Annotated in this window: 21 protein-coding genes; 5 read left to right on the top strand and 16 right to left on the bottom strand. The window is 65.3% G+C overall.

Annotated features, from left to right (window positions below; genetic code table 11):
• Window positions 1–83 precede the first annotated feature (83 nt).
• Entirely contained in the window at window positions 84–1,949 is a 1,866-nt protein-coding gene (locus tag ACVDHE_RS14330) for a sigma 54-interacting transcriptional regulator (RefSeq protein WP_458884946.1), read from the top strand.
• Between the two features lie 53 nt (window positions 1,950–2,002).
• Here the strand turns inward: ACVDHE_RS14330 and ACVDHE_RS14335 are convergent, their stop codons facing one another.
• Window positions 2,003–2,464: a putative ABC transporter permease gene (locus ACVDHE_RS14335; protein WP_458884947.1), complete on the bottom strand. Its 462-nt coding sequence runs from the start codon at window positions 2,462–2,464 to the stop codon at window positions 2,003–2,005.
• Between the two features lie 95 nt (window positions 2,465–2,559).
• Here ACVDHE_RS14335 and ACVDHE_RS14340 point away from each other — a divergent pair, with 95 nt between their 5' ends.
• Entirely contained in the window at window positions 2,560–2,778 is a 219-nt protein-coding gene (locus ACVDHE_RS14340; protein WP_213038644.1) for a heavy-metal-associated domain-containing protein, read from the top strand.
• 48 nt (window positions 2,779–2,826) lie between these two features.
• Here the strand turns inward: ACVDHE_RS14340 and ACVDHE_RS14345 are convergent, their stop codons facing one another.
• From ACVDHE_RS14345 to rpmE, 4 genes are all read right to left on the bottom strand, one after another.
• Entirely contained in the window at window positions 2,827–3,465 is a 639-nt protein-coding gene (locus ACVDHE_RS14345) for a YigZ family protein (RefSeq protein WP_458884948.1), read from the bottom strand.
• A 25-nt stretch (window positions 3,466–3,490) separates the two neighbouring features.
• Window positions 3,491–4,768: a GTPase HflX gene (gene hflX, locus ACVDHE_RS14350; RefSeq protein WP_213038646.1), complete on the bottom strand. Its 1,278-nt coding sequence runs from the start codon at window positions 4,766–4,768 to the stop codon at window positions 3,491–3,493.
• Between the two features lie 22 nt (window positions 4,769–4,790).
• Window positions 4,791–5,306 (bottom strand): flavin reductase family protein, encoded by a 516-nt coding sequence (locus ACVDHE_RS14355; protein ID WP_213038647.1) that lies wholly within the window; start codon window positions 5,304–5,306, stop codon window positions 4,791–4,793.
• 153 nt (window positions 5,307–5,459) lie between these two features.
• On the bottom strand, window positions 5,460–5,663 hold the full coding sequence (gene rpmE, locus ACVDHE_RS14360; RefSeq protein WP_021748737.1) for a 50S ribosomal protein L31: 204 nt from the start codon (window positions 5,661–5,663) through the stop codon (window positions 5,460–5,462).
• Window positions 5,664–5,903: 240 nt separating this feature from the next.
• On the opposite strand from rpmE, the gene ACVDHE_RS14365 reads away from it, so the two are divergent.
• A complete protein-coding gene (locus ACVDHE_RS14365; protein WP_458884949.1) occupies window positions 5,904–7,847 on the top strand; it encodes an EAL domain-containing protein in 1,944 nt (647 codons plus the stop codon).
• 73 nt (window positions 7,848–7,920) lie between these two features.
• Here ACVDHE_RS14365 and addA read toward each other — a convergent pair whose 3' ends face one another.
• On the bottom strand, window positions 7,921–11,481 hold the full coding sequence (gene addA / locus ACVDHE_RS14370) for a helicase-exonuclease AddAB subunit AddA (protein WP_458884950.1): 3,561 nt from the start codon (window positions 11,479–11,481) through the stop codon (window positions 7,921–7,923).
• Between the two features lie 45 nt (window positions 11,482–11,526).
• The gene (locus ACVDHE_RS14375) at window positions 11,527–14,856 is read right to left on the bottom strand and encodes a PD-(D/E)XK nuclease family protein (protein WP_458884951.1); all 3,330 of its coding nucleotides are present in this window, start codon (window positions 14,854–14,856) and stop codon (window positions 11,527–11,529) included.
• A 169-nt stretch (window positions 14,857–15,025) separates the two neighbouring features.
• Between ACVDHE_RS14375 and ACVDHE_RS14380 the strand changes: the two genes are divergently transcribed.
• Window positions 15,026–15,634: a DUF1643 domain-containing protein gene (locus ACVDHE_RS14380; RefSeq protein ID WP_325285212.1), complete on the top strand. Its 609-nt coding sequence runs from the start codon at window positions 15,026–15,028 to the stop codon at window positions 15,632–15,634.
• A 195-nt stretch (window positions 15,635–15,829) separates the two neighbouring features.
• On the opposite strand, the gene spoIIR is transcribed toward ACVDHE_RS14380, so the two are convergent.
• The 5 genes from spoIIR to thrH all read right to left on the bottom strand — a co-directional run bounded on the left by spoIIR (window position 15,830) and on the right by thrH (window position 19,620).
• Window positions 15,830–16,468 (bottom strand): stage II sporulation protein R, encoded by a 639-nt coding sequence (spoIIR, locus tag ACVDHE_RS14385; RefSeq protein ID WP_325224339.1) that lies wholly within the window; start codon window positions 16,466–16,468, stop codon window positions 15,830–15,832.
• 72 nt (window positions 16,469–16,540) lie between these two features.
• Window positions 16,541–17,419 (bottom strand): 4-(cytidine 5'-diphospho)-2-C-methyl-D-erythritol kinase, encoded by an 879-nt coding sequence (ispE, locus tag ACVDHE_RS14390; RefSeq protein ID WP_458884952.1) that lies wholly within the window; start codon window positions 17,417–17,419, stop codon window positions 16,541–16,543.
• 137 nt (window positions 17,420–17,556) lie between these two features.
• Complete coding sequence (locus tag ACVDHE_RS14395) at window positions 17,557–18,837, bottom strand: DUF1015 domain-containing protein (protein ID WP_213038654.1); 1,281 nt, start codon at window positions 18,835–18,837, stop codon at window positions 17,557–17,559.
• Between the two features lie 18 nt (window positions 18,838–18,855).
• A complete protein-coding gene (locus ACVDHE_RS14400; protein ID WP_213038655.1) occupies window positions 18,856–18,999 on the bottom strand; it encodes a hypothetical protein in 144 nt (47 codons plus the stop codon).
• 21 nt (window positions 19,000–19,020) lie between these two features.
• The gene (thrH, locus tag ACVDHE_RS14405) at window positions 19,021–19,620 is read right to left on the bottom strand and encodes a bifunctional phosphoserine phosphatase/homoserine phosphotransferase ThrH (protein WP_213038656.1); all 600 of its coding nucleotides are present in this window, start codon (window positions 19,618–19,620) and stop codon (window positions 19,021–19,023) included.
• 223 nt (window positions 19,621–19,843) lie between these two features.
• Here thrH and ACVDHE_RS14410 point away from each other — a divergent pair, with 223 nt between their 5' ends.
• Entirely contained in the window at window positions 19,844–20,062 is a 219-nt protein-coding gene (locus ACVDHE_RS14410) for a DUF378 domain-containing protein (RefSeq protein ID WP_213038657.1), read from the top strand.
• A gap of 54 nt (window positions 20,063–20,116) precedes the next feature.
• Here ACVDHE_RS14410 and ACVDHE_RS14415 read toward each other — a convergent pair whose 3' ends face one another.
• From ACVDHE_RS14415 to ACVDHE_RS14430, 4 genes are all read right to left on the bottom strand, one after another.
• On the bottom strand, window positions 20,117–21,421 hold the full coding sequence (locus tag ACVDHE_RS14415) for a cation:proton antiporter (RefSeq protein WP_213038658.1): 1,305 nt from the start codon (window positions 21,419–21,421) through the stop codon (window positions 20,117–20,119).
• A 204-nt stretch (window positions 21,422–21,625) separates the two neighbouring features.
• Window positions 21,626–23,365: an Rqc2 family fibronectin-binding protein gene (locus tag ACVDHE_RS14420; protein WP_325224329.1), complete on the bottom strand. Its 1,740-nt coding sequence runs from the start codon at window positions 23,363–23,365 to the stop codon at window positions 21,626–21,628.
• Between the two features lie 4 nt (window positions 23,366–23,369).
• Window positions 23,370–23,771: a Mini-ribonuclease 3 gene (locus ACVDHE_RS14425; protein ID WP_213038660.1), complete on the bottom strand. Its 402-nt coding sequence runs from the start codon at window positions 23,769–23,771 to the stop codon at window positions 23,370–23,372.
• Window positions 23,772–23,940: 169 nt separating this feature from the next.
• Window positions 23,941–24,921 carry a helix-turn-helix domain-containing protein gene (locus tag ACVDHE_RS14430; RefSeq protein ID WP_458884953.1) on the bottom strand — a complete coding sequence of 327 codons (981 nt, stop codon included), beginning with the start codon at window positions 24,919–24,921 and terminating at the stop codon, window positions 23,941–23,943.
• Between the last annotated feature and the right edge of the window lie 100 nt (window positions 24,922–25,021).

The raw sequence follows: 25,021 nt of genomic DNA on the forward strand, positions 1-25,021 counted from the left end.
CCTTGATTCGAATTGGCATCGCGCTTCCCTACCCTGAGGCAGAGCCCTTGGCTCAGGAGGTTTTTCAAGAACACACTGCTTATATGAAACGGCAGGTGCAGGACAACACGCACTACCTCCTGGAGACGATCGTCGCCGCAGCCACAGACGAAGTCCTGACCAACACGCCGGAGTGCGACGTTATGATCGCCCGGGGCGGCACCTATCTGGACCTGTGCAAGCGGTCCTTCCCCGTGCCGCTTGTGGAACTGATCGTCAGCGGCTCGGATATCGTGGAAATGCTGCTTCGCCTGCGCCACAATTACAGCGGCGTGCCAGCCGCGATCCTGGGCACCCAGAACATGGTCATGGGCGTGGAGCAGCTTGGCGAGCAGCTCAGCGTCAATGTGACCCCGTACACACTAAAAGAAAACACATATCAGGAGGTCCGGCAGACTGTGGAGCGGGCGGTCCGGGATGGAAAACGGGTGATCATCGGCGGAAAGATCGGCTGTCAGCGGGCACGGGAGCTGGGGATTCCCTCCATGCAGATCCTCTCCGGTCGGGATACCTTCTGGAATGCCATCGCAGAGGCCAAGCAGGTTGCAAAGATCAGCCTTGCGGAGCGGGAGAAAGCTCTGAGCCTCCAGACCCTGCTGGATAACGCGTACGAAGGGCTGTTTGCCATTGATCGAAACGGCTGCGTCTCCTTTCTGAACGCCGCCGCCATCCGCATCCTGCAGCTCTCCACCAGGGAACACTATCTGGGCCGGAAAGCCGCCGAGGTGCTCTCCTCCCCTGCGCTGAACAGGATCCTCTCGCTCTCCGGCGAATATGACGAGATCATCCCCTATAAAAATACGCACCTTTCGGTAAAGAAGGTCGAATTGCTGATGCACGGCGCCGTCGTCGGCAGTGTGGTGACAGTCCTCAACGCCTCGCAGATCCAGACCACTGAGGACAAGCTCCGCATGACCCTGCACCACAAGGGACACAGTGCCAAATACAGTTTTGATCAAATGATCATCCGCGCCCCCAGAATGCTGGAGTGCGTGCAGGAGGCCAAGGCCTTCGCCAGAACGGATTCCAACATCGTGATCGTCGGAGAATCCGGAACCGGGAAGGAGCTGGTCAGCCAGAGCATCCATGCCGCCAGCCGCCGCTCTCAAAACAATTTTGTGGCCCTCAACTGTGCCGCCCTACCGGAAAATCTATTGGAAAGCGAGCTGTTCGGCTATGTGGAGGGCGCTTTCACCGGCGCCGCCAAGGGCGGAAAGGCAGGCCTGTTCGAGATTGCGCACAAGGGAACGATCTTCCTGGACGAAATCTCCGAGATTCCGCTGGGGCTCCAGGGGCGGCTCCTGCGAGTCCTGCAGGAGCGTGAGATCATGCGGCTGGGCGACAGCCGGATCATCCCCATCGACATCCGGGTCATCGCAGCCACCAACAAAAATCTGGAAGATCTGGTGCGTGCGGGAAAATTCCGGCAGGATCTGTACTACCGGCTCTATGTGCTCCAGCTGAATATTCCTCCTCTGCGGGAGCGAAAGGAGGATATCCCGCCTCTGGTGGACAGCTTTATCCGAAAATTCCGGCAGCGGGAGGGCTTCCACACAGAGATTCACCTGACCCCGGCGGATTACGCGCTTTTGCAGGCACAGCCCTGGTACGGAAACGTCCGGGAACTGCGAAATTTCTGCGAGCGGTTCGCCGTTCTCTTCCAACCCGGCACCTCTCCTTCCGAACTGCTTGTCCATCTGCTGGGCGGCAAAAAAATCAGTCAGGCTGAAAGCGGCGGACAAGCCCCCGCTCCGATCTGCGATCGGGAGCGCGTGCTTTCGGCACTGGAAGCCAGTCACGGCAACAAGACGCGCGCCGCGGCCGAGCTCGGTATCAGCCGGGTGACCCTGTGGCGCCTGCTCAAGCAAATGGAGGATCCTGCTTCTCAGAAATCGCAGACCGGCAAATGATCCATGCTGCAAGCGCGGCGAAACCAAAGAGTTTCGCCGCGCTTGGCTGTCTCTCAGGCCGGTTTCCTTCGGAACAGCCGGTAGCGGGGCCAACTGCCGCCGCACAGCCGCCAGCGCAGATAGTCGTCCACCACGATCACCGGCAGGGCCAGGAAATACCACAGTACCGCGTAGAGCAGGCACACCTGCCCCAGCACATTCAGCGGCAGATCGCTGTAATCCCAGATGTTCAGCCCCAGCCACAGATTCAGCACGCACCCGCTGGCAAACTCCACGACCGTGATGACCGCGGCGCCGATCAGCGCCTGGAGCACCAGGGGCGTGTCCCAGTCCAGCACCTCGTTGATGCGCCCCACGCCGATGAAGCACAGTCCTCCCACCAGCACCATGGTCCAGTGGCTCCAGCCTCGCCAGAGCAGCTCCAGGCAGAAATACCCCATGCCGCCCATCAAAAACAGCAGGACTTCCCGTCCCGCATTGCGCAGCCGCTCCACGTCCATCCCTCCCGATATCATACAATATCCCTATTGTATGTCCCAGCAGGCGCGGATTATGCCCAGCGATAAATCCCGCCTCCGCCGGGCAAGCTATGGCGGGAGGAGGCATGCATATGGCACATCTGAGCACGTATTTTTCTCTGGAGGACCCCACCGGGGCCCACGATGTGAAGCGGATCAAACGGGAGCTGGACGGCCTGCCGGGGGTGACCTCCGTCAGCGTCAGCCCCGGCGGATGCCTGGCGGTGGATTACGATTCCACCGGTGTCCGGCAGTCCGAGATCCGGCAGAAGGTCCAGGAGCTGGGCTATCAGCTGCGGGCCACGGACTGAGGCGAAAAGGACCCGGGAGAACCAAGTGTTCTCCCGGGTCTTTGTTTTTCAGCTGATCTCCCGGCGGGGGCCCGGCAGCAGCTCCTCGCCGGCCTCCTCCATGAAAAGAGCACCGGCGGACAGCTCTGTCAGCCGGACGGAAAACATCTCCGCCCCGCCCTCGGGAAAGGCGGCGGTCAATCGGATGTCCGCGGCGTACTCCGTGTTCCGGATGACGCCGCCGCGCTCGGCGATCTCCAGCTTCACCCGCTCCAGCAGCGGATAGGTGCAAGGCACGGTCCACAGCGTCCAAAGGCTCAGCCGGCAGATGCCGGCGGCGGCCAGGGCGTCGTGCGCCCCTTTGGAATAGGCCCGGGTCAATCCCCCGGCCCCCAGCAGGATCCCGCCGAAGTACCGGGTCACCACGCAGCACACGTCCGTGACGCCCAGGCGCTGGAACACGTTCAGCATGGGCTGGCCCGCTGTGCCCTGGGGTTCCCCGTCATCGGAGTAGCGGACGGTGTTCCCCTGCCGCAGCAGGTAGCACCAGCAGTTGTGCCGGGCGTCGTAGTGGCGCTTTTTCGTCTCCTCGATCCGGGCGCGGGCCTCGGCCTCGCTCTCCACATGAAAGACCCGTCCGATGAAGCGGGATCGCTTCTCCACAAACTCGCTCTCCGCGTTATCAAAGGGCACCCAAATCTCGCTCACGGCCCGTCCTCCTCTTCTATGTCCGTCACTGGGGCGGCTCCGCGTAGGTCGCTACCCGGCCCAGGACCTTTGGCGTGCAGACCGCCGTCACGTCGATGGTGGCGCCGTACTCCACGGACTCCACCTTGGCCTCCCGGTAGAGCATATCCAGCAAGCCGCCCTTGTCGTAGGGCAGGTGCAGCACGCAGCGGCGGCTGCCGCTGTCCAGCCGGTCGGCAATCTTCTTCAGCAGCGTATCCACCCCAGCGCCGGTGCGGGCGGAGATGGACACGATGTCCTCGCCGTGGGGCATGATCTCCCCCGGCGGGAGCTGGTCACACTTGTTGAACACGTCGATCCGGGGCAGCTCCCCGGCGCCCAGCTCCAAAATCAGGTTCTCCACCACCTGGGACTGCTGCTGCCACTCGGGATTGGACACGTCAATGACGTGGAGCAGCAGGTCCGCGTATTCCAGCTCCTCCAGCGTGGCCTTGAAGGCCTCCACCAGCTGGTGGGGCAGCTTGCGGATGAAGCCCACGGTATCGGAAATCACCACGTCCAGCGTGTCGGAGACGGTCAGCAGGCGGCTGGTGGTGTCCAGAGTGTCGAACAGGCGGTTGTTGGCGGGGATGTCCGCCCCGGTCAGGTGGTTGAGCAGGGTGGACTTGCCCGCGTTGGTGTAGCCCACGATGGCCACCACCGGGATCTCGTTCTTCTGCCGCCGCTGGCGCTGGGTCCCCCGGACCCGGCGCACCTCCTCCAGGTCCGCCTTGAGCTTGTCGATCTTGCGGTGGATGTGGCGCCGGTCCGTCTCCAGCTGGGTCTCGCCGGGGCCCTTGGAGCCGATGGGCCCCTTGCCGCTGGTGCCCGCCTGGCGCTCCAGGTGGGTCCACATGCCGGTCAGGCGCGGCAGCAGATACTGATACTGAGCCAGCTCCACCTGGAGGCGGCCCTCCTTGGTCCGGGCCCGCTGGGCGAAAATGTCCAGGATCAGGGCGCACCGGTCCAGGACCTGGACCCCCAGCAGCTGGGTCAGCACCCGCATCTGGGAGGGGGACAGGTCGTTGTCGAAGATCACCATGGTGGCGCCGGTATTCTCACAGTAGAGCTTGGCCTCCGCCACCTTGCCCTCGCCGATGAAGGTGCGGGGGTCCGGCGCGGGGCGGTTTTGCAGCATCATGCCCACGGTCTCCGCCCCGGCGGTCTCCACCAGGGCGCTGAGCTCCTCCAGTGTGGCTTCGTCGGCATTCTCCTCTTTTTTCAGCACCGGTGAGCTCAGGCCCACCAGCAGCACTTTGTCTCTGATTGTTTCCGTTTTTTCCATCGATTCCCTTTCCTTTGGGTAATTACCGGGCGTAGGCCTCCACCACCTGTCCGGTGTAGATGCGGTGCCAGCCGCCCTTGGCGCCATAGTAGGGCAGGATGGTCCCCTCCGCCGACGGCAGGACGCAGGCGGGGTCCATGTCCTGGACATAGAGCTTCCGGCACACCAGGACCCACTCCGCCTCGTCAAAGAAGGGGGCGTCTCCGGCACCGTAGCGGACCGTCAGACCGCAGGCGGCGATCTTGTCGGTATCCCGGCCGCTGTGGCTGCCGCAGAAAGCGGTGGTCTGCTTCAGTTCCTTCGGCAGGACAGAGACAGTGAAATAGTCGCTGCTCTCCATGAAGGAGAAGGTGTGCCGCTCCGGCCGTACGTACACGGTGCATACCGGAAGGCTCCACAGCTGGCCCATCTGGCACCAGCCGATGGTCATGGTGTTGCAGCCGCTCTTATCCCCGGCGGTCAGCAGGGGCGGCTGGGCGCCGAATACCCGCAGCACCTCCGGCGTCAGGGTTTGCAGCTCCACGGGATGCAGATTCATAAAAAAACGCTCCTTTCCGGATCCTGGCAGATGGTCGCGATAATCATATGCATTGCATTAGTATATGCGCTTTGCCGGGAAAAGTAAAGTTTTCCACGGAGTAAAAAAAGGGTCTGCTGACAAACGCAGCAGACCCTTTTCGATGTGTCAGACTTACTTGTCCAGGCCGAACTTCTTGTTGAACTTGGCCACGCGTCCGCCGGTATCCACTAGCTTCTGCTTGCCCGTGAAGAAGGGGTGACACTTAGAGCAGACTTCCACCTTGATATCCTTCTTGGTAGAACCTGTCTCAATCACATTACCGCAGGCGCAAGTAATCGTAGTCTGCTGATAATTGGGATGGATTCCTTCCTTCATTGCTCTCGTTCACCTCTTTCTCTTCCAGACTACCCTTGGGAAGCTTTCACCTCACAAAAGCGAACTTTAGTTTACCACAGTCCCCTTTGAAATGCAAGCATTTTTCACAGAATTTTCAGATTTTTTTGTCTCCCGGTAGCATTCTTTTTGCTTTTTTGCGTTTCTTTCCTTGAAATGCAACGTTCCGTGCGGTATTATGATATAATATTGTATAATTTCCCAAAAAAGAAGGTGTGCGCTGTGATCCGTTGGTCCTTGCTGGCGGAATTCTTTTCGCTGTTCATTTTGGGCATCATCTTTGTCCGCTACTACTGCTACGAGCGGAAAGTGGCCTTCACCCGCAAGCGGAGGCTGTTTTTATTCTGCCTCCTCTCTTCCGGGGCTTCCATCCTGCTGAACATCCTGTGTGTGTTCACTCTGGCCCGGCCGGACGCGGTCCCTCTGTGGGTGAACATGGCCCTCAACACCCTGTATTTCCTGCTCAGCGCCGCCATGTGCTCCCTGTTCGCCTATTTCCTGCTGATACTGATTTTGGAACATGTGTACAGCTCCCGGTGCCTGCGCTCCGCCCGGCGGGTCCTGATGGCCCTGACGGCAGCCTTTGCAGCCCTGTCGCTGGCCACGCCCTTCACCGGCCTGCTGTTCTACTTTGACGAAAACGGCTACTACCAGCGGGGTCCCCTGAACCAGATCGGCTACGGCTTTCTCTTTCTGGAACTGCTGGTGCTGGCAATCTGCTTCTTCCGCAACCGCAGCAGCGTCTCCACCCACATGGTGTACGTCATGCGCAGCCTGCTGCCCTTCATTCTTGCGCTCTCGTTGTTCCAGCTGTGCTACCCGGAGATCCTGCTCAACGGCACACTCAGCGCCGCCGCTATTTTGATCCTCTTCATCGCCTTCCAGAGCCACACCAACGACCATGACAGTCTCACCGGCGTCCGCAGCCACAACAATTTCCTCACGGAACTATCCCTGCGGATCGCGGGACGCCAGTCCATCCAGGTGATCATGGTGTCGCTGCTGTCCCTGTCGGACATCAATCTCCAGCACGGCCACGCCGTGGGTGACGCCGTTCTGTATGAGGCAGCCCAGTATCTGGAGCGTCTCTCTCCCCAGGGCCGGGCCTTCCGGCCGGGGAATACCACCTTTGCCCTGGTGCTGCCCTGGACCTCCCAGCAGCAGGCCGACCGGGATCTGGAGGCCGTGCGCTGCCGGTTTCAGGAGCCCTGGGTCCTGGGGGATCTGGTCTGCCGGTCTGATTTCTGCATGACGGACCTGTGCTGTGGAGATCAGCCTGGCAGCTCCGCCGAACAAGTGCTGGAGCAGCTGGAATACGCCCTGTCCCTGGCCAAGGCCGACCGGGGCATCGTCCGGTTCGACGAGCAGGTCGCCCGCAGCCTGCGGCACAAGCAGGGTCTGATCGGAACCCTGCGCCGATCCATCCAGGAGCGGCGGTTCCGGGTGTGGTATCAGCCCATTTACAATTGCCGGGAGCATCGCTTTTGCAGTGCGGAGGCCCTGCTGCGTCTGATGGACCAGGAGGGCACCATCATCCCGCCGGACACCATTGTTCCTCTGGCGGAGGAGACCGGCATGATCGGCGATCTGACGTGGCTGGTGCTGGACGAGGTCTGCCGCCTGCTCAGCGGCGGCACCGTTCCGCAGCTCAAGGCGGTGACTGTGAACCTCTCCATGCAGCAGCTGCTGGACGAGGACCTGTCCCACCGGCTGCTGTCCATCCTGGACGCCTACGCCCTGACGCCGGACCGGGTGAAGCTGGAGATCACGGAGCGGTTCCTGCTCCACGACGCCCGCCACGCCCGGCGGCAGCTGGCAGCGCTGAAGTCCGCGGGGTTTGAGATCTACATGGACGATTTCGGTGTGGGCTATTCCAACCTCTCCAGCGTGCTGGACTATCCGCTGGACTGCATCAAGCTGGACCGGAGCCTGATCCGCCGGCTGCCCGGAGACCAGCGCTCCCGCCTGATGGCGGAGACGCTGCTGACGCTGTTCCACCGGCTGGACAAGACGCTGATCGTGGAGGGCGTGGAGACCGCTGAGCAGGCCGAATACCTGGCGGAACAGAACGCCGACATGATCCAGGGATTCTACTATGCCTGCCCCATGCCCCAGGAGGCCCTGGCAGAATTCTTCCGGGACCAGGATGCAGCGTCTGAGATGTGATGCCGCCTCCTTCAAAAATCGATCAAGCCGCCGGAGCGAAACGCTCCGGCGGCTTTTTTTCGGGAAGAGCCTCTCAGACCTCCACGGTCTCGCCGGGGGTCAGGAAGTACAGCACCCGGCGGGCCACCTTTTTTTCCAGCACCCGCTCCAGAGCGCCGCTGTACGCCTCCAGCTGGGGCCGGTAGTGGGCCGCCCGCTGGGCGACCTCCTCCGGCGTGCGGACATGGTCGGTCTTGAAATCCACCACCGTCAGCCCCTCCGCCGTCTCGAAGCAGCAGTCTACCACGCCCTGGAGCAGCATCCGGTCCCCGCCGGCAGCCGCGCCGTCGTAGTCCCGCGCGTCCATCAGCAGCGTGAAGCGATACTCCCGCAGGAGGTTTCCACCCCGGCGGATCTCCTCCGCCAGGGGGCTCTCCAGGAAGCGGACCAGCTGCCCAGGATCCACGGCGGCGGCCTGCTGGTCGGTCAGCAGCCCCCGGCGGCGCAGGTCCTCGATCTGCCCCGCCGCGTCGGGGTTTTTGAAGTCCAGGTATTGCAGCGCCAGGTGGGTGGCGGTGCCCCGCTCCGCCGCCGTCAGGCCCCGGCGCTCCTGCCGGAACAGGGGCTGGCGCAGCGGACGCAGATAGGGCGTGTGGGCGGCGTTTTCCGCGATCTCCTGGTCCAGCTCCCGGCCCTTGAGCTGGGTTGCCGTGACCTTGGCGGGCAGCGCGGTCTCCCGCTGGAAGGGATAGACGAAGTCCAGCAGGGCCGGATCGAAGGAGACCTCCTCCGCCGTCTCCCCCGCCGCCCTCTCCGGCGGGGCCGGGCGGGCGGCGTAATCGGCGGCGTCGTGAACAAAAACCTGCCAGGGCCGGTCCTCCCCGACGTACAGTCTCTCCGGCTCCAGCTCCGCCAGGGCCCGCAGGGGCGCGGCCTCCGGGCGGCACAGCAGGGGCAGCAGGACCCAGTCCCCCATACTGCGGCCCTCCGCCACCGCCTCCGGCAGCGCCGGACAGCCGGCCACGGCGCAGAGCTTTTTCAGCCGGGTCCCGGCGTGGTACACCGCGTCCACCAGGATCAGCTTCTCCTGGGGCCGGGTCATGGCCACGTACAGGATCCGCTGCTCCTCCGCCAGGTTCTCCCGCCGCAGCTTCTCCTGGAGGGCCAGGCGGGCCAGGGTGGGATACTGGATGCGCCGCTCCAGGTCCACCCGCCGGGGCCCCAGGCCCAGGGTCGGGTGCACCAGCACCGCCGTATCAAAGTCCTGCCGGGAGAAGGCGTGGTCCAGGTCCGCCAGGATCACCACCGGGAACTCCAGGCCCTTGGACTTGTGGATGCTCATGAGCCGCACGCCGGAGACCGCGGAGGGCCCCTTGGTGGGCGGTATCTGGCCCTGGTCCAGCAGCCGCCGCAGCTCCGTCACGAAGGCGAACAGGCCCTTGCAGCCCCCCGCCTCAAACCGCTCCGCCTGACCGCTCAGGGCGATCAGGTTCTCCCGGCGCTGGGGTCCGTCGTCCATGGCGCCGAACACGCCCAGGACGTTGAGACGGTCGTAGATGGTCCAGATCAGCTGGTGGACGCTCAGGTCCCGGGCCGCCTGGCGCAGGTCCTCCAGCGCGGCCAGGAAAAATTGGCAGTCCTCCCCGCCGTCGGCGCGGACCGCGTCGTAGAAGTCCCCGGTCCGGTCTCTGCCCCGGATCTCGGCCAGCCGGTCGGGGGTGAAGCCGAACACCGGCGAGCGCAGCACGGAGATGAGGGGCACGTCCTGACGGGGATTGTCCACGATCTCCAGCAGCGCCAGCATGACAGAGATCTCCATGGTCTCAAAGAAGTCCCCGCTCTCCTGGAAGGCGCAGGGGATGTCCTGCTCCGCCAGGGCCTGGGCGTAGGCCGCGCCCCGGCTGCCGGGAGAGCGCAGCAGGATCACCACGTCCTCCGGCCGGCAGGGGCGGCGGGCGCCGTCCCCTCCGGTGACCAGGAAGGGCTCGTCCAGCAGGCGGCGGATCCGCGCCGCCACGAAGCGGGCCTCGGCGGTGAGCTTGCGGACGGGCCGCTCCTCCGCCGCCCCCCGGGGCTGGGCGGCGATCAGGTGGAACTCCGTCTCGCAGCCCTCCGCGGCCGGATAGTATTCTGCGCCGAAGTGGAGGGACTCGTCGTCGCCGTAGGCCATCTCCCCCATCTGGGGAGAGAGGATGTTGGAAAAGACGAAGTTGGCCCCGTCCAGCACCTCCTGCCGGGAGCGGAAGTTCTTCGTCAGCAGCAGCTTCCTTGGCTCGCCCTCGGCGGCCTCGCCCCGGGTCTTGTAGCGGCTGTACTTGTCCAGAAAGATGGTGGGGTCCGCCAGGCGGAAGCGGTAGATGCTCTGCTTCACGTCGCCCACGGTGAAGAGGTTCTTCCCCTCCCGGGACACGGCCCGGAAGATGGCGTTTTGCACCTCGTTGGTGTCCTGGTACTCGTCTACCAGGATCTCCGCGTACCGGTCCGCCACCTGGCGGCCCAGCTCCGTGGGGGTCCCGTCGGGGCCCACCAGGAGGCCCAGGGCCAGGTGCTCCTGGTCGGAGAAGTCCGCGGCGTTCATCCGCAGCTTCTCCTGCCGGTAACGCTCGGCAAAGCGCGCCGTCAGGTCCAGCAGGGCCACCATGGCCGGAGCCACCGCCCGCAGGTCCTCCATGGCCTCCTCCCCGCTGACGCCCAGGGGCTCCCCCAGCTTCTTCCAGCCCGCCTTGCAGTTCTCCCAGATCTGCTTGAGGGCCGCCACGTCCGCATCGTCCTTGCGGCCCTTGGGGGTGGTCAGCCGGGGGAAGGTCACGGCGGCGTTGGCCGCCCGGGCTGCCTCCCAGGTCTCCGCCCCGGCCAGGGCGTCGAAGCACTCCGCGGCCACGGAGAACTTCTCCCCGTAGCCCCGCTCCAGTGCCTCATCCCCCGCCGTCCGGTCCGCGCCGGACCGCAGCAGCGCCGCCCAGTGGGCCGCCCGGCGGCGCACCTGGGCCAGGAGCTCCGCGGCGTAAGGCGTTCCGTCGAACCCGGCGGGCAGGTCCGCCCAGGCCGCCCGGCTCTTCTCCAGCCATCCCTCCGGGGAGGCGTGGCTCTGGAGCTTTCCATACAGCTCCAGCACCAGCTCCTCCAGGCGGCTGTCGTCCCGGCCGGCGCCCAGAGTGTCCGCCAACGCCGCGCCGCCCTCATCCAGGTTTCCATAAAACTCCTCCAGCTCCCGGCCCAGGCACCGGCGGCGGAGCAGGTCCGCATCGGCCTCGTCCAGGACCCGGAAGTCCGGCGTCAGGGCGTGGCGGTCCTCCTCCCGGGCCAGCAGGTGGGTATTCTCCCGCAGCAGCGCCGTGCAGAAGGCGTCCACGGTCTTGATGTCCGCCTGGTACACCCGCATCAGCTGCCGCCGGAGGCGTCCGTCGCCGGGGTCCTCCCCCAGGCGCTTGTTCAGTTCCGCGGCGATCTTGCTCCGCAGCTCCGCCGCGGCGGCCCGGGTGTAGGTGATGATGAGGAAGTCGTCCAGGTTCCGGCGCTCCTCCGTCACATACCGGAACAGCCGCTCCACCAGAACCTTGGTCTTGCCGGAGCCGGCGGCGGCGGACACCAGCAGCGCTCCGCCCCGGTCCTCCACCGCGGCGCGCTGCTGGTCGGTCAGTTTCACCTTTGCCATGGGACCTCCTCCTCTCCTCGTTGTGCCGGCATAGTCCCTCCGCCGTCACGGCACCTCCGGCGCCGTCTCCTCTTCCACGGCCTGCCAGAACTCCTCCGGCTTCACCGGCAAAATCCACCGCAGGCGGTCCCGGTCCCGGCCGTCCTGGAAGTGGCAGGCCGACGCCCAGTCGCAGAAGCGGCAGTAGCTGTCCTCCTCGCTGCGGCAGCAGGGGTCCGCGTCGATGTTTCCCTCCCGGACCTCCCGTCCGATCTGCCCCACCAGCTTTTCCACATACTGTCCCAGCTTCCCCAGCTGAGCCGCGGAGGCCAGGCTGCCGCCCAGCGCCCCGTCCCGGCTCACCCGCACGGGGAGATACCGGGGCTGGGTCAATGCCTCGTGCTCCATGGCCTGGAGCACCTCCGGTTCCGCCAGGAGCAGTCCCGTGCGGCGCAGCTGCTTGTCCCGCTCACTCTGGAGCTGCTCCGGCGTGATGTTCCGCTCCGCCGGAAGCAGCTCGTCCCGGGCCGGGAAGTACAGCACGCCGGCGGGCTCGATGTCCCGGCCGAACCGGGCCTTGCCCTCCTTTTCCAGGGCAAAGAGGTACAGCAGCATCTGGATGTCCAGGCCCATCTTCACGGCGGAGAGGTCGAAGGCCTTCCGGCCGGACTTGTAGTCCACCACCCGGAGATACAGCTTTCCGTCCTTTTCCCAGCCGTCCACCCGGTCCACCTTGCCGCCGATCCGCAGCTCCCCGTCGGGCTCGCTGATGGTCACCGCCGGCAGCTCTCCCTGGTCTCCGAAGCTCAGCTCAAAGGCCAGGGGCACGAAGTCCGAACAGCGCATCTCCCGGGCGATCTGGTCCACGATGGCAAAGGCGGTATTCCGCAGCCGGGCGAAGAGATAGCGGAACCGGGCGGTCCGGCCGTCAAGGCCCTGCAGCTCCTCCCGGGCGTAGCAGTCGATGTACTGCTGCGTCAGGGCGTGGAGGGTCTCCTCCTCCACAGCGGCAAAGCCGCCCATGGCCAGCACGTCCCGGGTGACGTTCTCCAGCAGGTAGTGGAGGAACGTGCCGATCTGGGGGGCGTCGAAGGCTGCCGTCCGGCGGGGCTTTGCCCGGAGACCGTACTCCATGAAGTAGGCGAAGTGGCAGCTGCGCAGCCGCTCCGCCCGGGAGGCGGTCATGCTGATACGGCTGCCGTAGAGGGTCTGGACCGCCGCCCGGGAGAGCTTCCCCCGGCGGGCGGAGGCCGCCCGCTCCATGGCCGCCAGCCGCTCTGCGCAATCCGGGTCCTCCGCAAAGTGCCGCCACAGGGGGCCGCCGGGGTCGGTCCCGGCAGCCTCCAGCGCAGGCTGAATCGCTGTAAAGCGATACTCCTTCTCAGCACTTTCCCGCTCGACCGCCAGGCCGGGGAACAGCGCCCGCAGCCGCTCCACCACGAAGGCCGGGCGCAGCTCCGCCCCGGTCACGTCGCTGACCGGGTAGCTGACCGTCAGGCCCCGGGTGGGCTGGGCCAGGGCGGCGTAGAGGTTTTGCAGCTGAATGCCCATCTGATCCATGCCGCTGGGGGCCAGCCGAATGCCCCGCAGGGCCAGGGCCTCCCGGTCGTCCTCGTTGAGGATGCCGCCGCTCTGGCCCGCCGCGGGCAGTACATGGTCGTTGGCCCCCAGGAGAAACAGGTACTTGGCGGTGTGGCGGTCATTGCGGTCGATGCCGCTGACACTGACCTGATCCAGCGACACCGGGATGGTCCCCACGCTGTACTGGGAGGCCACCTGCCGCAGCAGCCGGCTGAACTCTTCCAGCTTCATGGGCTCGTCCCCCAGGATCTCCACGAACTGGTCCAGGATGCCGCAGAGGATCTCCCACAGCTGGGCGGTCTCCTCCGCCTCCTGCATCCGGCCCGCGTCAGCCTGGGCGCGCATCTGTGCCTCCAGGGCCGATTGCAGCCCCAGCTCCTCCAAAAAGCTGTAAAGGGAATTGACTTTCTCCCCCGCCGTCTCTCCGGCTTTCAGACCGTTCCAAAGCCGCTCCAGGGGCTCCCGCACCCGGCGGCGCAGATCGTTGACCGCATCCAGCCGGGCCTGGCGCCGCTCGTCCCAGGGGGCGCCGTAGCCGTCGGGGTTGTCGGTCCAGTCCACGTCCCGCAGCCACATCCGGCCGTGGATCTCCCACTTGAGGACGTAGTTTTCCAGCAGGTCGCACTCCTCGGCCGTCAATCCCGCCAGGCCCGTTTTCAGCCAGCGGAACATATCCTCGTACTCAAAGCCGTTCTCCAGGGACGAGAGCACCCCGGTCACCAAACTCCACACCGGCTTTTCCAGCATGTCGCTGCGGCGGCTGAGGTACACGGGGATGCCGTACCGGGGGAACACCGCCTGGATGATGCCCTCGTAATCCCCCATGGAGGCGGCGGCCACGGTGATGTCCCGGTAGCGGCACTTCCCCGCCGCCGTGAGGCGCCGGATGTCCGCCGCTGTCTGCTCCACCTCAGAGAAGGCGGTGTCCGCCTCCCGGATGCGGACGGCGCCGCCCAGGTCTCCCCCGTAAGGGGCCAAGGTCCCGAAAAAATACCGCTCCAGGTGGCCCAGGGGCGTGTCATCCCCGCCGGTGAGCGTGACCGCCTCCCAGGGCCGCCCGGCCCGCTGGGCCAGGCGCACCAGCTGCTCTTTGGTGCGCAGGGAGGCCTCGAACATCTCCTCGCGGCTGTCCGGCTCCCCCAGCAGGGTCACAGTGACGCTCCTGGCCTGCCGCAGCAGGATCTCCAGCACCCGCCGCTCCTGGGCGGTGAAGTAGGTGAAGCCGTCCAGGTAGACGTCCTTCCCCACGGCGTAGGCGGACGCCTCCAGGTGGTCACAGAGCTTGCTCATCCGGTCCCGGGCGTCCAGGCCCGGCCGCAGGAGCCGGGCCTCGTAGGCGGCGTACAGCAGGCTCAGGTCCAGGAGCTTATCCCGGGTGGCGCCGCTCTCCATCTCCCGGGCCTGGGCGTCCAGGGCGGCGGGATCCACCTCATAGCAGCGCAGCTCATCGAACAGGTCCAGCAGCTGCTGCAAAAAGGCGGCCTTCCGGGAGGGGCGGCGGTAGACCCGCAGCTCCGGCGCCACCTCGCCCAGAGCCTTTTGCAGCGTCAGCAGCTTGCCGCCGGCGTCCAGCGTCACCTGGGCGGCGCCGCCGGTAACGGAGAGCACCCGCTCGCTCAGACGGCGGAAGCTGAGGACCTCGGCGTGGCGGCTAGCGGTATCGCCGCAGAAGCGGCACAGGTCCACCTCCGCCTGGTGGGAGGCGTGCTCCGGCACCAGCAGGATCTGGCGGCCCCGGTCCCCCTGGGCGCGGATACGCTCCAGGACCCAGTCCGATTTTCCCGTCTTGGCCCGGCCCATGAGAATGGTCAGCACGGCGAGCCCTCCCTTCCGTCGGTTTTGTTCAGAGGATATTGTAGCATATCCGGCCCTGCCCTGCACCCTCTTTTTTGTCCGGCGTCGAAAAAAGGGGTGCGCGGCGGGCGGCGGTATGGTACAATGGGGAAAACGCGGCGGGCGCCCCCGCCGGAGAGGAGGACCTCCCATGCACATTCCCCAGGGACCCACCGGCGATCTGGAGCTGGAGCCCTTTGACCAGGCCCTTTCCGCAGCCTTACAGCCCAGTCCCGACTACGACGTAAGCCGCTGGCTCTACGTGCCCAACCGCTACTCCGAGTACCGCTACATCCTGGGCACCCGGGGAGAAAAGCCCCTGATCTGCGTGGGCATCAACCCCTCCACCGCCGCGCCGGACGCCCTGGACCCCACCCTCCAGTCCGCCCAGCGGATCGCCCTGGCCAACGGGTACGACAGCTTCCTGATGTTCAACGTCTATGCCCAGCGGGCCACCCGGCCCGACGATATGGAGCCCACGCTGAACCCGGTCCTTCACGCCGAGAACCGCAGGGCCTTCCGGTATCTGCTGTCCCTGTCGGAGCGTCCGGCAGTGTGGGCCGCCTGGGGCAACATTATTTTAAAGCGGGACTATCTCATGGACTGTATGCGGGATTTCGCCGCCGACGGCCGCGCCGCCGGCGCCCGTTGGTTCACCGCCGGACCTCTGCTCAAATCCGGGCAGCCCCACCACCCCCTGTATCTCAAAGGGGACACGAAACTGCTGGACTTCGATATCGGCGCCTACCTGGCCCGGTGATCGCATCTACATATCATCGAAGGAGAGGTGTCTCATGAACGACTTCAAAACCCGCCATCCCCTGGCCTTCGTCATCACCGTGACGCTGTGCGGTGTCATTTTGATCCTGTCCATCCCCCTGTGGTTCTATCTGGCCGCCTGAGAACGCAAAAAGGGCAGACCCGTTTGGGTCTGCCCTCTTTTGGTTCGGGGCGGTCAGCCCTCCAGCTTCTGCCGCAGAGCGCTCCACAGCTCTACCGCCTTGAATTTCAGCACGTAGCCCTGGTCGGCCTCCGTGATAAGGGACACCTGGTCCTCGCTTAGACCCGCCGCCACGGCCACCGCCGGCACGTCCTCCGACGCCGCGGCGCACAGGGGCGGGAACACCACGCACCACCAGTTCTGCCCCTCCCCGGCGCCGATGACCACCCGCAGCGCCAGATACTCTCCGGCGGGCAGGGAAAAGCCGTCGTACTCCCGGGTGGGAAACTCCGTCTCCTCCAGACTGGCGGTGACGGCGTAGTCATACCCGGCGGCGGCGATGGTCTCCTCCGCCGTTTGCTCCAGCTGCGGAAGTGCCGCCTCCAGGGCAGCTCTGGCCTCCTCCCGGTCGGCGGAGACCTCCAGCACCGGCTCCGCCACCTCCAAGATCCGGTCCCGGACGGTCAGCTTCAGCGCCTGGTCCTCCTCCGAGTCGGAGTTGGCCAGCACGTGGAGCCGCACCACCCGGTCCGCCAGCTCCCGCTGGGTGCTGAGGCTCCAGGCCCCCCAGGTCAGGGCCGCGGCCAGGCCGATCAAAAGGGCGATCTCCAGCCGGTGCAGTTTCCGCCCGGCAGGCTGCTGTTTCGTTTTCATACGGTATCCATCCTTTGCTATGTAGGTCCCGCAGGGGATCCTTGTCACAAGGATGGACAGAGGGCGCGGATTTTATACCGTTTCTGGAAATTTTTGTACCGGCCGGGCCAGATACGTCTGGGCGTACCGCTCCGAGAGGGTCCGCGCCGCCTCCCGGGCCGCCGCGGCGTCCCGAAAGAGGCCGAACACCGTGGGGCCCGAGCCGCTCATCACGGTGCCCAGGGCGCCGCAGTCCAGCAGCGTCCGGCGGATATCCGCCACGGCGGCGCCCTCCTCCCCGGTCAGCACCGTCTCAAAAACGTTGCCCAGCCGGGCAGCCACAGCGTCCAGGTCCCCCCGGGCCAGAGCGGCGGCCATGCCGTCCACGTCGGGGCGCCGACCCAGGTCGCCGCCGTCCACCCGGGCAAAGAGGGCCGGAGTGGGCAGACCGAAGTCCGGCTTGCACAGCACGATCTCGCACGGCGGCAGCGGCGGCAGGTCCGTCAGGACCTCCCCCCTGCCCTCCGCCAGGCACGTGCCGCCCCGGAGGCAGAAGGGCACGTCGCTGCCCACCCGGGCCCCCACGGCCTCCAGCTCTGATAGCGGCATCTCCGGGCAGTACAGCCGCCGCAGGCATCGCAGCACCGCCGCCACGTCGGCACTGCCGCCGCCAAGGCCTGCGTAGGCGGGCACCTTTTTTTCAAGGCGCACCTCCAGCCCCGGCACCGGGCGGCCCAGGGCGGCGAAAAATGCCTCCGCCGCCTGCTGCTCCATGGTCTTGCGGTCCGGCGGCAGCTCCAGGCCCTCCGCCAGCAGGGCAAAGCCCCCCGCCGTCTCCGTGACGGTGACGGTATCCCCAAGGGAGACGGCCTGCATCACCATGCGCATGGTGTGGTAGCCATCGTCCCGGCGGCCCAGGATATCCAGGGCCAGGTTCACTTTGGCGTAAGCTGTCAGGGAAAGCGTCCGCATAGGCTCCTCCTCCGGGCTGCGGCCCGTGTTTTTGCTCAGTATAGCACGTCCGCCGCCGCGGGAAAAGCCCGGCAGCGGAAAAAAGCGGCACCGCGAACCGAAGCTCACGGTGCCGCAGCAGTCGCGGGGACTGCACTTCACTTGATTTTCCGGGCCTCCACGTAGTAGCGCTTGTCCTGAGCGTGGCCCATGGAGAAGGTCTTGCGGGGCAGCACGCCGTCGGCCATGACGGTCTTGAACAGCTGCTCCTTGCCCATGGCGGGCAGCAGGAAGCCCATGTTGCCGGGCTTGGAGCCGAGATCCTTGGTGACCTCGTCGCCGTGGATGTAGTCCACCTCGCCGCCGTGGGCCTTGAGATAATCGTCGATGACGGCCTGGAGAGTGCCCACCGCCAGCTGGACCTTGGGATCCGGCACGGTGATGAAACCGTCGTGGCCCTCCCAGACCACCTCGATGACGTGGCCCTCGCCCCTGCCCTCGTGGGCGTTGGGATAGGCGGCTCGGAACGCGGCCATAAAGGCCTCCCGGTCCACGTCGAAGAGGACCCGGTGAATGGGCTCGAACTGGAGGGCGTCGTCGTGGTTGTTGACCACCTCCACCAGGGCGTACCGGGCGGGCAGGCTGGCCCACTCGCTCTCCGGGGTGACCTTTTTCAGGTTCTCATAGCACTGCTTGGCGGTAGCCAGGGAGTGGTTGCCGTCGCCCACGGCAAAGAGCAGCGGGGCAACGCCCTTCATGCCGTACTTCTTCTCCATCTCGCTCTCGGCGCAGAGGCCCTCCAGGGCCGCCGCCGCGGCGTCCATCTGGGCGTCCGTCAGCTTCCAGCCCTTCAAATGGCCGCCGCCCTGCTGGAGGTCGAAGTCGTACAGTGCCTCCATGGCGCCGCTGGCGGCAGTCAGGGGCTCAATGACGGTGCGGTCCGGGTCGTCGATCAGCAGCATCACATGGGGCAGCTCGATGGGGGCGTCCTGCCGCACCTTCACCCGGGGCGGGATGCGGGAGAGGACGGTGCCCTCGGTGGCCCGGATCAGGGCGCCGGAGCCGGGGGTGAAGTCGTACTGGTCCAGATCCACCATGCCGATGAGGCCGTGGCGGACCTTGCCGTCGGACTGGGTGCGCTCAATGTAGATGAGGGATTCGGACAATGTCTTGAACACACCCTTATCCAGGTAGTCCTGCATGGCGGCGTTGATGGCGGCGATGTCGCCGTCCACGTTGGGGCCGTTCAGCTTGGCCTCCGGCAGGATCAGCCGCAGCGTGGAGGGCGCGCCGCCCACGGTCTTATCCACGGCCTCCCAGTACTCCGGCTGGGAGGTGAACTGGTCGCAGGCCACCACAGCCCACTTGGTCATATCCGCCTCCTTGGGCAGCAGGATGTCGGCGGGATAGAAGCCCAGCTTCTCAAAGGTCGGATTCATGCGGCATCTCCCTTTCTGTTATTTTTTTCGAAATTCCTGAATGGTCTTGATAATAATATATGCGAGGACGCCCAGGCCGCAGAGGATGGCCGGCAGCGTATAGAGGCAGAAAATCGGCTTTCCGAACAGTTCCGTTACAGCAGGCCAAAACCATCCCTCCATGGCATCCGCCTTTTTTCACTGTTACAGCGCGGCCTTGATGGCAGCCAGGAACTCGCCGAACTCCTCGTAGGCGGGCAGCTCAGGGTGGTCGGCCTTGATCTTCTCCGTGCTCTTGAACAGGAATCCAGCCTTGCTGGCCTGGATCATGCCCAGATCGTTGTAGCTGTCGCCTGCGGCGATGGTCTCGTAGCCAATGGACTGCAAGGCCTTCACCGTGGTCAGCTTGGACTGCTGGCAGCGCATTTTGAAGCCGGTGATCTCCCCGTCGGGGGCCACCTCCAAAGAATTGCAGAAAATGGTGGGCCAACCCAGCTTCTCCATCAGGGGCTTGGCAAACTCCTCAAAGGTGTCGCTGAGGATGATGACCTGGGTGACGGAGCGCAGTTCGTCCAGAAACTCCTTGGCGCCGGGCAGGGGATCGATCTTGGCGATGGTGGCCTGGATCTCCTTCAGGCCCAGACCGTGCTCTTTTAAAATGCCCAGGCGCCAGCGCATCAGCTTATCGTAGTCGGGCTCGTCCCGGGTGGTGCGGCGCAGCTCGGGGATCCCGCTGGCCTCCGCGAAGGCGATCCAGATCTCCGGAACCAGGACGCCCTCCATGTCCAAGCATACAATATTCATAGTGTCTCCTTTATGTGTCTGTGATTTGCGCAGCTGCGGCACCGGCTATCCAATGGATACCGTCCACAGGCTCCGCCGTTACGCTGATTATACAATATCCCGTCCCTTCATTTCAACGAGATTTATAAATTTTGCCGTTGGCGCCGGCGCTGCATACTCCGTTTTTCGGTTGGGCACACTATGGGCAAATCCTTACCGAAAGGCAAGATTGGAGGTAAAACGCATGGTAATCGACAAGATCGCGCTGACACTGGCCATCATCGGCGCTCTGAACTGGGGCGGCATCGGCCTGTTTGGCTTTGATACGGTGGCCTTCCTTTTCGGCGGCCAGATGGCGGTCCTCTCCCGGGTGATCTATGCCCTGGTGGGTCTGGCGGGCCTGTGGTGCATCACACTGCTGTTCCGCAGCGGCGAGGAGACAGGGCACGCCCATACCGCCTGAGCACATCCAACCGCATAGAAAGAGGGGGGACCGAGTTTCGGTCCCCCCTCTGCGTTATTTCCGCTCCTGCTGTTCCTCTCCCTGGTCCATCAGTGCCCGGTCACGATCCAGCAGCTGCTCCGATACCAGATCCAGCTGCCGCATCTTATCATAGTGGTCAATCAGTCTGGTCTGCTGAGCCTGCGTCTCCTTCTCACTGCGGAACACCAGCTTCAGCAGCACCGGCGTCAAAATCGTGCCGCCAATGACCGTGATGATAACCGGCGTCATCATGGTAGCCGACAGTACCCCCAGGGACAGTCCCCGGTTGGCCACGATCAGTGCCACTTCACCCCGGCATACCATGCCAACGCCCACCTGGAGACTCTCCCGGCCGGTAAATCGGCAGAGCCTGGCGCCCAAGCCGCAGCCCACCAGCTTGGAGATCACGGACACCACCAGCAGCGCCGCGGCAAACAGTACCAGCGGACCGTCCATGCCGTCCACCCGGGCATTGATGCCGATGCAGGCAAAGAACACCGGTGTCAGCAGCAGGTAGCTCAGAGGCTCATACTTGGACTGGATGTAGTCGGCCTTGGGGGTGCAGGAGATCACCAGGCCCGCGATATAGGCGCCGGTGATGTCCGCCACGCCAAAGAAGTGCTCGGCACAGTAGGCCATCAGCAGACACAGCACGAAAGCCAACACCGGATACCGCCGCAGATTGCGCTGGTGCTCCAGAGCCATCATCCAGCGGAACAGGCGATTGGCCGCAAAGCCCACTACACCGGAGAACAGGAAGAACAGCACGATCTTTCCCAGCACCAGCAAAATGCTCTCGTCTCCGCCGGCCACGCTGCTGACAATGGTCAGAGCGATCAGGCCCAGAACGTCGTCGATCAGTGCCGCCGCCAGGATGGTGTTGCCCACCTTGGTATCCAGCTTGCCCAGCTCTTTCAGCGTCTCCACAGTGATGCTGACAGAGGTGGCGGTCAGGATGGTGCCCACGAATACATCCTCCAGGAAGCCGCCGTCCGGCACTAGTCCGCCCTGTCCGGCAGCCCAGGCCAGACCCGTACCCATGACCAGGGGCACCAGTACGCCCAGCAGCGCCACCAGAAAGCCCGCGCCGCCGCTGTGCTTGAGTTCCTGTATGTCAGTGCCCATGCCGGCGGAGAACATCAATACGATAACGCCCAGTTCGCTCAGCTGGGTCAGGAACTCCGTCTCCGTCAGGACGTTCAGCATGGCGGGGCCCAGGATCAGGCCCGCCAGCAGTGCGCCCACCACCTGTGGCATCTGAAATTTCCGGGTCACAATTCCCAGCACCTTGGTGCTGGCCAGAATCAGCGCCAGGTCCAGCAAATAGTGATATGACATGGTAAGCTCCTCTCTTCTCCGGCAGCCGCCGGTTTTCGCAAGCGTTTGCTTCCTTCTATATGAGCCTTCATTTTAAACCTTTTCCGGGAATTTACAAGCGTCATTTATCACAAAAAGAGCCCCGCCTTTCGAGCGGAAAGGAGAAAAAAGCAGGCTGTATTGCACAATACAGCCTGCTTTTTTTACAGAAACTTTATAAATTTTTTATAGTTGGCTCAGACGGCGAACCTCCGCCTCCTCCGGCGTCACGTACACGGTGCGGAAATTGGTGTAGGTCACCATGCCCGGCCGGGCACCGGCGGGCTTTTTCACGTTCTTCACCGCCGTGCAGTCCACAGGGACGTTGGCGCTGTGCTTTGCCTGGGAATACCAGGCGGCAAGCCCTGCCGCCTCCCGGATGGAGGCCTCGTCCGCCTCCTGAGCGCCGGTGCAGAGGATCACATGGGCGCCGTGGATCTTCTGGGTGTGGAACCACAGGTCCCGGCGGTCCGCGTCGTGGGTCAGGCGGTCGTTCTGTCGGTTGCTGCGGCCCACCAGGACCCGCAGCCCCGCGGAGGTGCGGAACTCCAGGGGCCGGGCCGGGCGGGAGATCTGCTTCTTCCCCTGCTTGCGCAAAAAGCCCGCCTGGCGCAGCTCCTCCCGGATGTCGGAGAAGTCCTGGTCGCTCTCCGCCCGCTCCAGCTCCTCCAGCACGCTGCCCAGATACTCCAGGTCCCGCCGTGCAATGTCCATCTGCTCCCGGAGGTATCGCTCCGCGGTCTTGGCCTTGTTGTAGCGCTTATAGTACTTGGCGGCGTTCTGCTGGGGCGTCAGCAGCGGGTCCAGGGGCACGGTCACGGTGCCGCCCTGGGGATCGTAGTAGTTCTCCGCCTCCAGCGTCCGCTGTCCCCGCTCCATGCGGTAGAGGTTGGCGGTGATCAGCTCGCCGTACAGCCGCAGCTGGTCCCGCTCCTGGGTCTGGGCATACTCCTTCTCCTGGGCGGCCAGCTTTCGCCGCAGCCGGTCCCGGGCGGTGGAGGCGGCCCGGGTCAGGTCCGCGCCCCGCTGGCGCAGCCGTTCCGCCCGCTCCCGCTGGGCATAGAAGTCGTCCATCAGGTCTGAAAAACTGGGATAGGTCACCTGCTCCGCGGCATCGCCGTACTGGCGGATGGACCGGTAGGAGTAGTCCAGGGGCTCCCCGTTCCGCTTCAGTCCCACCGGCGTGAAGCGGTTTTCCCGGATGTCCGCCACGAGCCGTTCCAGCTCTGCCCACAGCCGCGCCTCTCCCTCCGGCCCCAGGCCGAAGAGGCGCCCGTCGGTCTCCCCGGCGGCCAGGAAAGCCAGTTCCCGGGCAATTAAGGGCGAGACGCCGAAGTAGCTGTCCAGCAAAAAGGCGTCGATCTTCTGCTCCGGCGGAGCGGCGTCCAGCTTCTCCCGGAACCCCGCCTCCGTCTCCTCCGTCACCGGCAGGCGGCCCTGGGAGGCCGGCGGCAGGTAGAAAAGGCCCGGCAGCACCTGCCGGGCGGCGGACATCTCCGCGTCCACCCGCCGCAGGCAGTCGATGACCCGGCCCTCCTCGTCCAGCAGGATCAGGTTGGACCGGCGGCCCATGGCCTCCAGCACCAGCGTCCGGTGGCCGGGGCGGCCGAAATCGTCGGCGCTGTCCAGCTCCAGCCGCACCAGCCGCTCCAGCGGCGGCTGAGTGATGTCCGCCACCCGGGCGCCCACCAGATGCTTGCGCAGGAGCATGCAGAACATGGGCGGCTCCGCCGGGTTCTCCCGGGCCAGGGCCGTCATCTGGAGCCGGGGCGCCCCGGCTCCGGCATTGAGCAGCAGCCGCCCGGCCCGCAGCGTCAGCACCGCCTGGTCCCGGGTGGGCATCTGGACCTTGTCGATCCGCTGCCCGATCAGCAGCGGCCGCAGCTCCTGCACCACCGCCTGTAAACAGATTGCATCCAAAGGCATGGTCTTACTCCTCCATCATCGCGCAGAACAGCTCGTTGATCCGCTGGCGCTGTCCCCGCAGGTACAGCCAGCCCAGCAACGCCTCCAGAGCCGTGGCCTGGGCGTATTGGGCCCGGCTGGCATGGGGCGGGATGGTGTGGACCTGGGCGTTGCGGCCCCGGCGGAACACCGCCTGTTCCTCCTCGGTCAGAAGGGGCAGGATCCGCTCCGCCCGCTCCGCCTGGGACTCCGCCCGCACCAGGGCCACGGTGGCCTGGTGAAGGCCCTTGCCCGTTGCCTTGCCATGGGCGCACAGCCAGGCACGCACCAAAATCTCAAACACCGCGTCTCCCATATGGGCAAGGCCGATGGAGCTGATGGCACGGAGCTGGTCCTCCGTCAGCTGGGGCTGGAAATAATCGTTCATGGGGTCCTCTCCTTATCCTTCCGGCGCCGCCCGGTCCGGGCCGCCGGTCTTGCGCTTGATCCGCCGCCCGCGAAGCGGCTCGTGATATTGTACCACATTCCGCGGGATTTGTCACCCAAAAGGCGGCGGGACCGCCCATTTGCGGTCCCGCCATGCGTTCGTATGTTCTTCAGAAGGGGCCGGACGACGCCTCCTGCTGCGCCAGAGCCTCCTCGAAGCCCGGCCACTCCCCCTCCGGGCCCGGCCACCAGCGGTAGAGGCTGGCGTAGACCCTGTCTCCGATCATGGGCATATCCAGATGCCAGAGGACGTTCCCCGCCCCATCCAAGGCCACGGCAGTGGGTGTGAAGGAGACGGTCCGCTGTCCCTCCACGCCCTCTTCGTCCGGCCAGATCTCCCGGTTCAGATCCGCCGTCCACACGAGGAGCTGGATCTCTCCGGTCTCGGCCTTCCGGGTGACGTTATTTTTGCGATCGGAGGTGAGATACACCTCCACGGTCTCCACCGCCGGGTCGTCGCAGCGGAAGAGCGTACAGCCCCAGTCGTCGTTCAGCGTCAGCCCGCCCAGGCCCTCCATGGCCTGCCCCGTGGTCTCCGCCCGGACCTCCACGCCCAGGGGCCGCCACAGGGGACCCCACCGCTCCGTGAGCGTCGTCCGGTAGGTGCCGCTGTCCCCGTCGGAGAACAAAAAGAGCTGATAGCCGCCCAGGGGCTGCTCCAGCAGCACCTGGGCCGTCTCCCGGCCGGAGAACAGTCCCTGCCGGGCGGCGGCCTCGGCGGTGAAGCGGTAACCCATGGAGGCCAGTGCCCAGACCGCCAGGACCAGGGCCGCGCCCAGGACCGCCAGCCAGCGGGCGCTCACCCGTCGGGCCTTGCGGCGGATCTCCTTTACGGAGGTATCCGCCAGCCGCCGGGCGGCATCCTCCGCCTCCGGCGCCGCCTGGCCGGTCACCAGCTGCAAAACGCCCAGGCCCAGAGCCTCGGCCAGGGGCTCCAGCAGTGCCACGTCCGGCCGGCACACGTCCCGCTCCCACTTGCTGACGGACTTGTCCGTCACATGGAGCCGCTCCGCCAGCTGCCGCTGGGTCAAGCCCCTGTCCTGCCGTGCCCGGCGGATCAGGGCGCCCACGGTCTCCCGTTCCTCCCGCATCGTCCTCACCTCTTGCCCTCATCATACCGGTTCCGGCCCGAAAAGGCAATCTACTTCCGGTAGAACGAGCCTTGCGCATCCGGCGCCGGCATGGTAGAAT

The sequence above is a fragment of the Dysosmobacter sp. Phy genome, from assembly GCF_054476235.1.

What these genes read in the sequence shown, in the direction of transcription:
- ACVDHE_RS14330 (WP_458884946.1), top strand. Translation starts at nt 84, where the DNA reads ATGAAACGGCAGGTGCAGGACAACACGCACTACCTCCTGGAGACGATC.
- ACVDHE_RS14335 (WP_458884947.1), bottom strand. Translation starts at nt 2,464, where the DNA reads ATGATATCGGGAGGGATGGACGTGGAGCGGCTGCGCAATGCGGGACGG.
- ACVDHE_RS14340 (WP_213038644.1), top strand. Translation starts at nt 2,560, where the DNA reads ATGGCACATCTGAGCACGTATTTTTCTCTGGAGGACCCCACCGGGGCC.
- hflX (WP_213038646.1), bottom strand. Translation starts at nt 4,768, where the DNA reads ATGGAAAAAACGGAAACAATCAGAGACAAAGTGCTGCTGGTGGGCCTG.
- ACVDHE_RS14355 (WP_213038647.1), bottom strand. Translation starts at nt 5,306, where the DNA reads ATGAATCTGCATCCCGTGGAGCTGCAAACCCTGACGCCGGAGGTGCTG.
- rpmE (WP_021748737.1), bottom strand. Translation starts at nt 5,663, where the DNA reads ATGAAGGAAGGAATCCATCCCAATTATCAGCAGACTACGATTACTTGC.
- addA (WP_458884950.1), bottom strand. Translation starts at nt 11,481, where the DNA reads ATGGCAAAGGTGAAACTGACCGACCAGCAGCGCGCCGCGGTGGAGGAC.
- ACVDHE_RS14380 (WP_325285212.1), top strand. Translation starts at nt 15,026, where the DNA reads ATGCACATTCCCCAGGGACCCACCGGCGATCTGGAGCTGGAGCCCTTT.
- spoIIR (WP_325224339.1), bottom strand. Translation starts at nt 16,468, where the DNA reads ATGAAAACGAAACAGCAGCCTGCCGGGCGGAAACTGCACCGGCTGGAG.
- ispE (WP_458884952.1), bottom strand. Translation starts at nt 17,419, where the DNA reads ATGCGGACGCTTTCCCTGACAGCTTACGCCAAAGTGAACCTGGCCCTG.
- ACVDHE_RS14395 (WP_213038654.1), bottom strand. Translation starts at nt 18,837, where the DNA reads ATGAATCCGACCTTTGAGAAGCTGGGCTTCTATCCCGCCGACATCCTG.
- ACVDHE_RS14400 (WP_213038655.1), bottom strand. Translation starts at nt 18,999, where the DNA reads ATGGAGGGATGGTTTTGGCCTGCTGTAACGGAACTGTTCGGAAAGCCG.
- thrH (WP_213038656.1), bottom strand. Translation starts at nt 19,620, where the DNA reads ATGAATATTGTATGCTTGGACATGGAGGGCGTCCTGGTTCCGGAGATC.
- ACVDHE_RS14410 (WP_213038657.1), top strand. Translation starts at nt 19,844, where the DNA reads ATGGTAATCGACAAGATCGCGCTGACACTGGCCATCATCGGCGCTCTG.
- ACVDHE_RS14415 (WP_213038658.1), bottom strand. Translation starts at nt 21,421, where the DNA reads ATGTCATATCACTATTTGCTGGACCTGGCGCTGATTCTGGCCAGCACC.
- ACVDHE_RS14420 (WP_325224329.1), bottom strand. Translation starts at nt 23,365, where the DNA reads ATGCCTTTGGATGCAATCTGTTTACAGGCGGTGGTGCAGGAGCTGCGG.
- ACVDHE_RS14425 (WP_213038660.1), bottom strand. Translation starts at nt 23,771, where the DNA reads ATGAACGATTATTTCCAGCCCCAGCTGACGGAGGACCAGCTCCGTGCC.
- ACVDHE_RS14430 (WP_458884953.1), bottom strand. Translation starts at nt 24,921, where the DNA reads ATGCGGGAGGAACGGGAGACCGTGGGCGCCCTGATCCGCCGGGCACGG.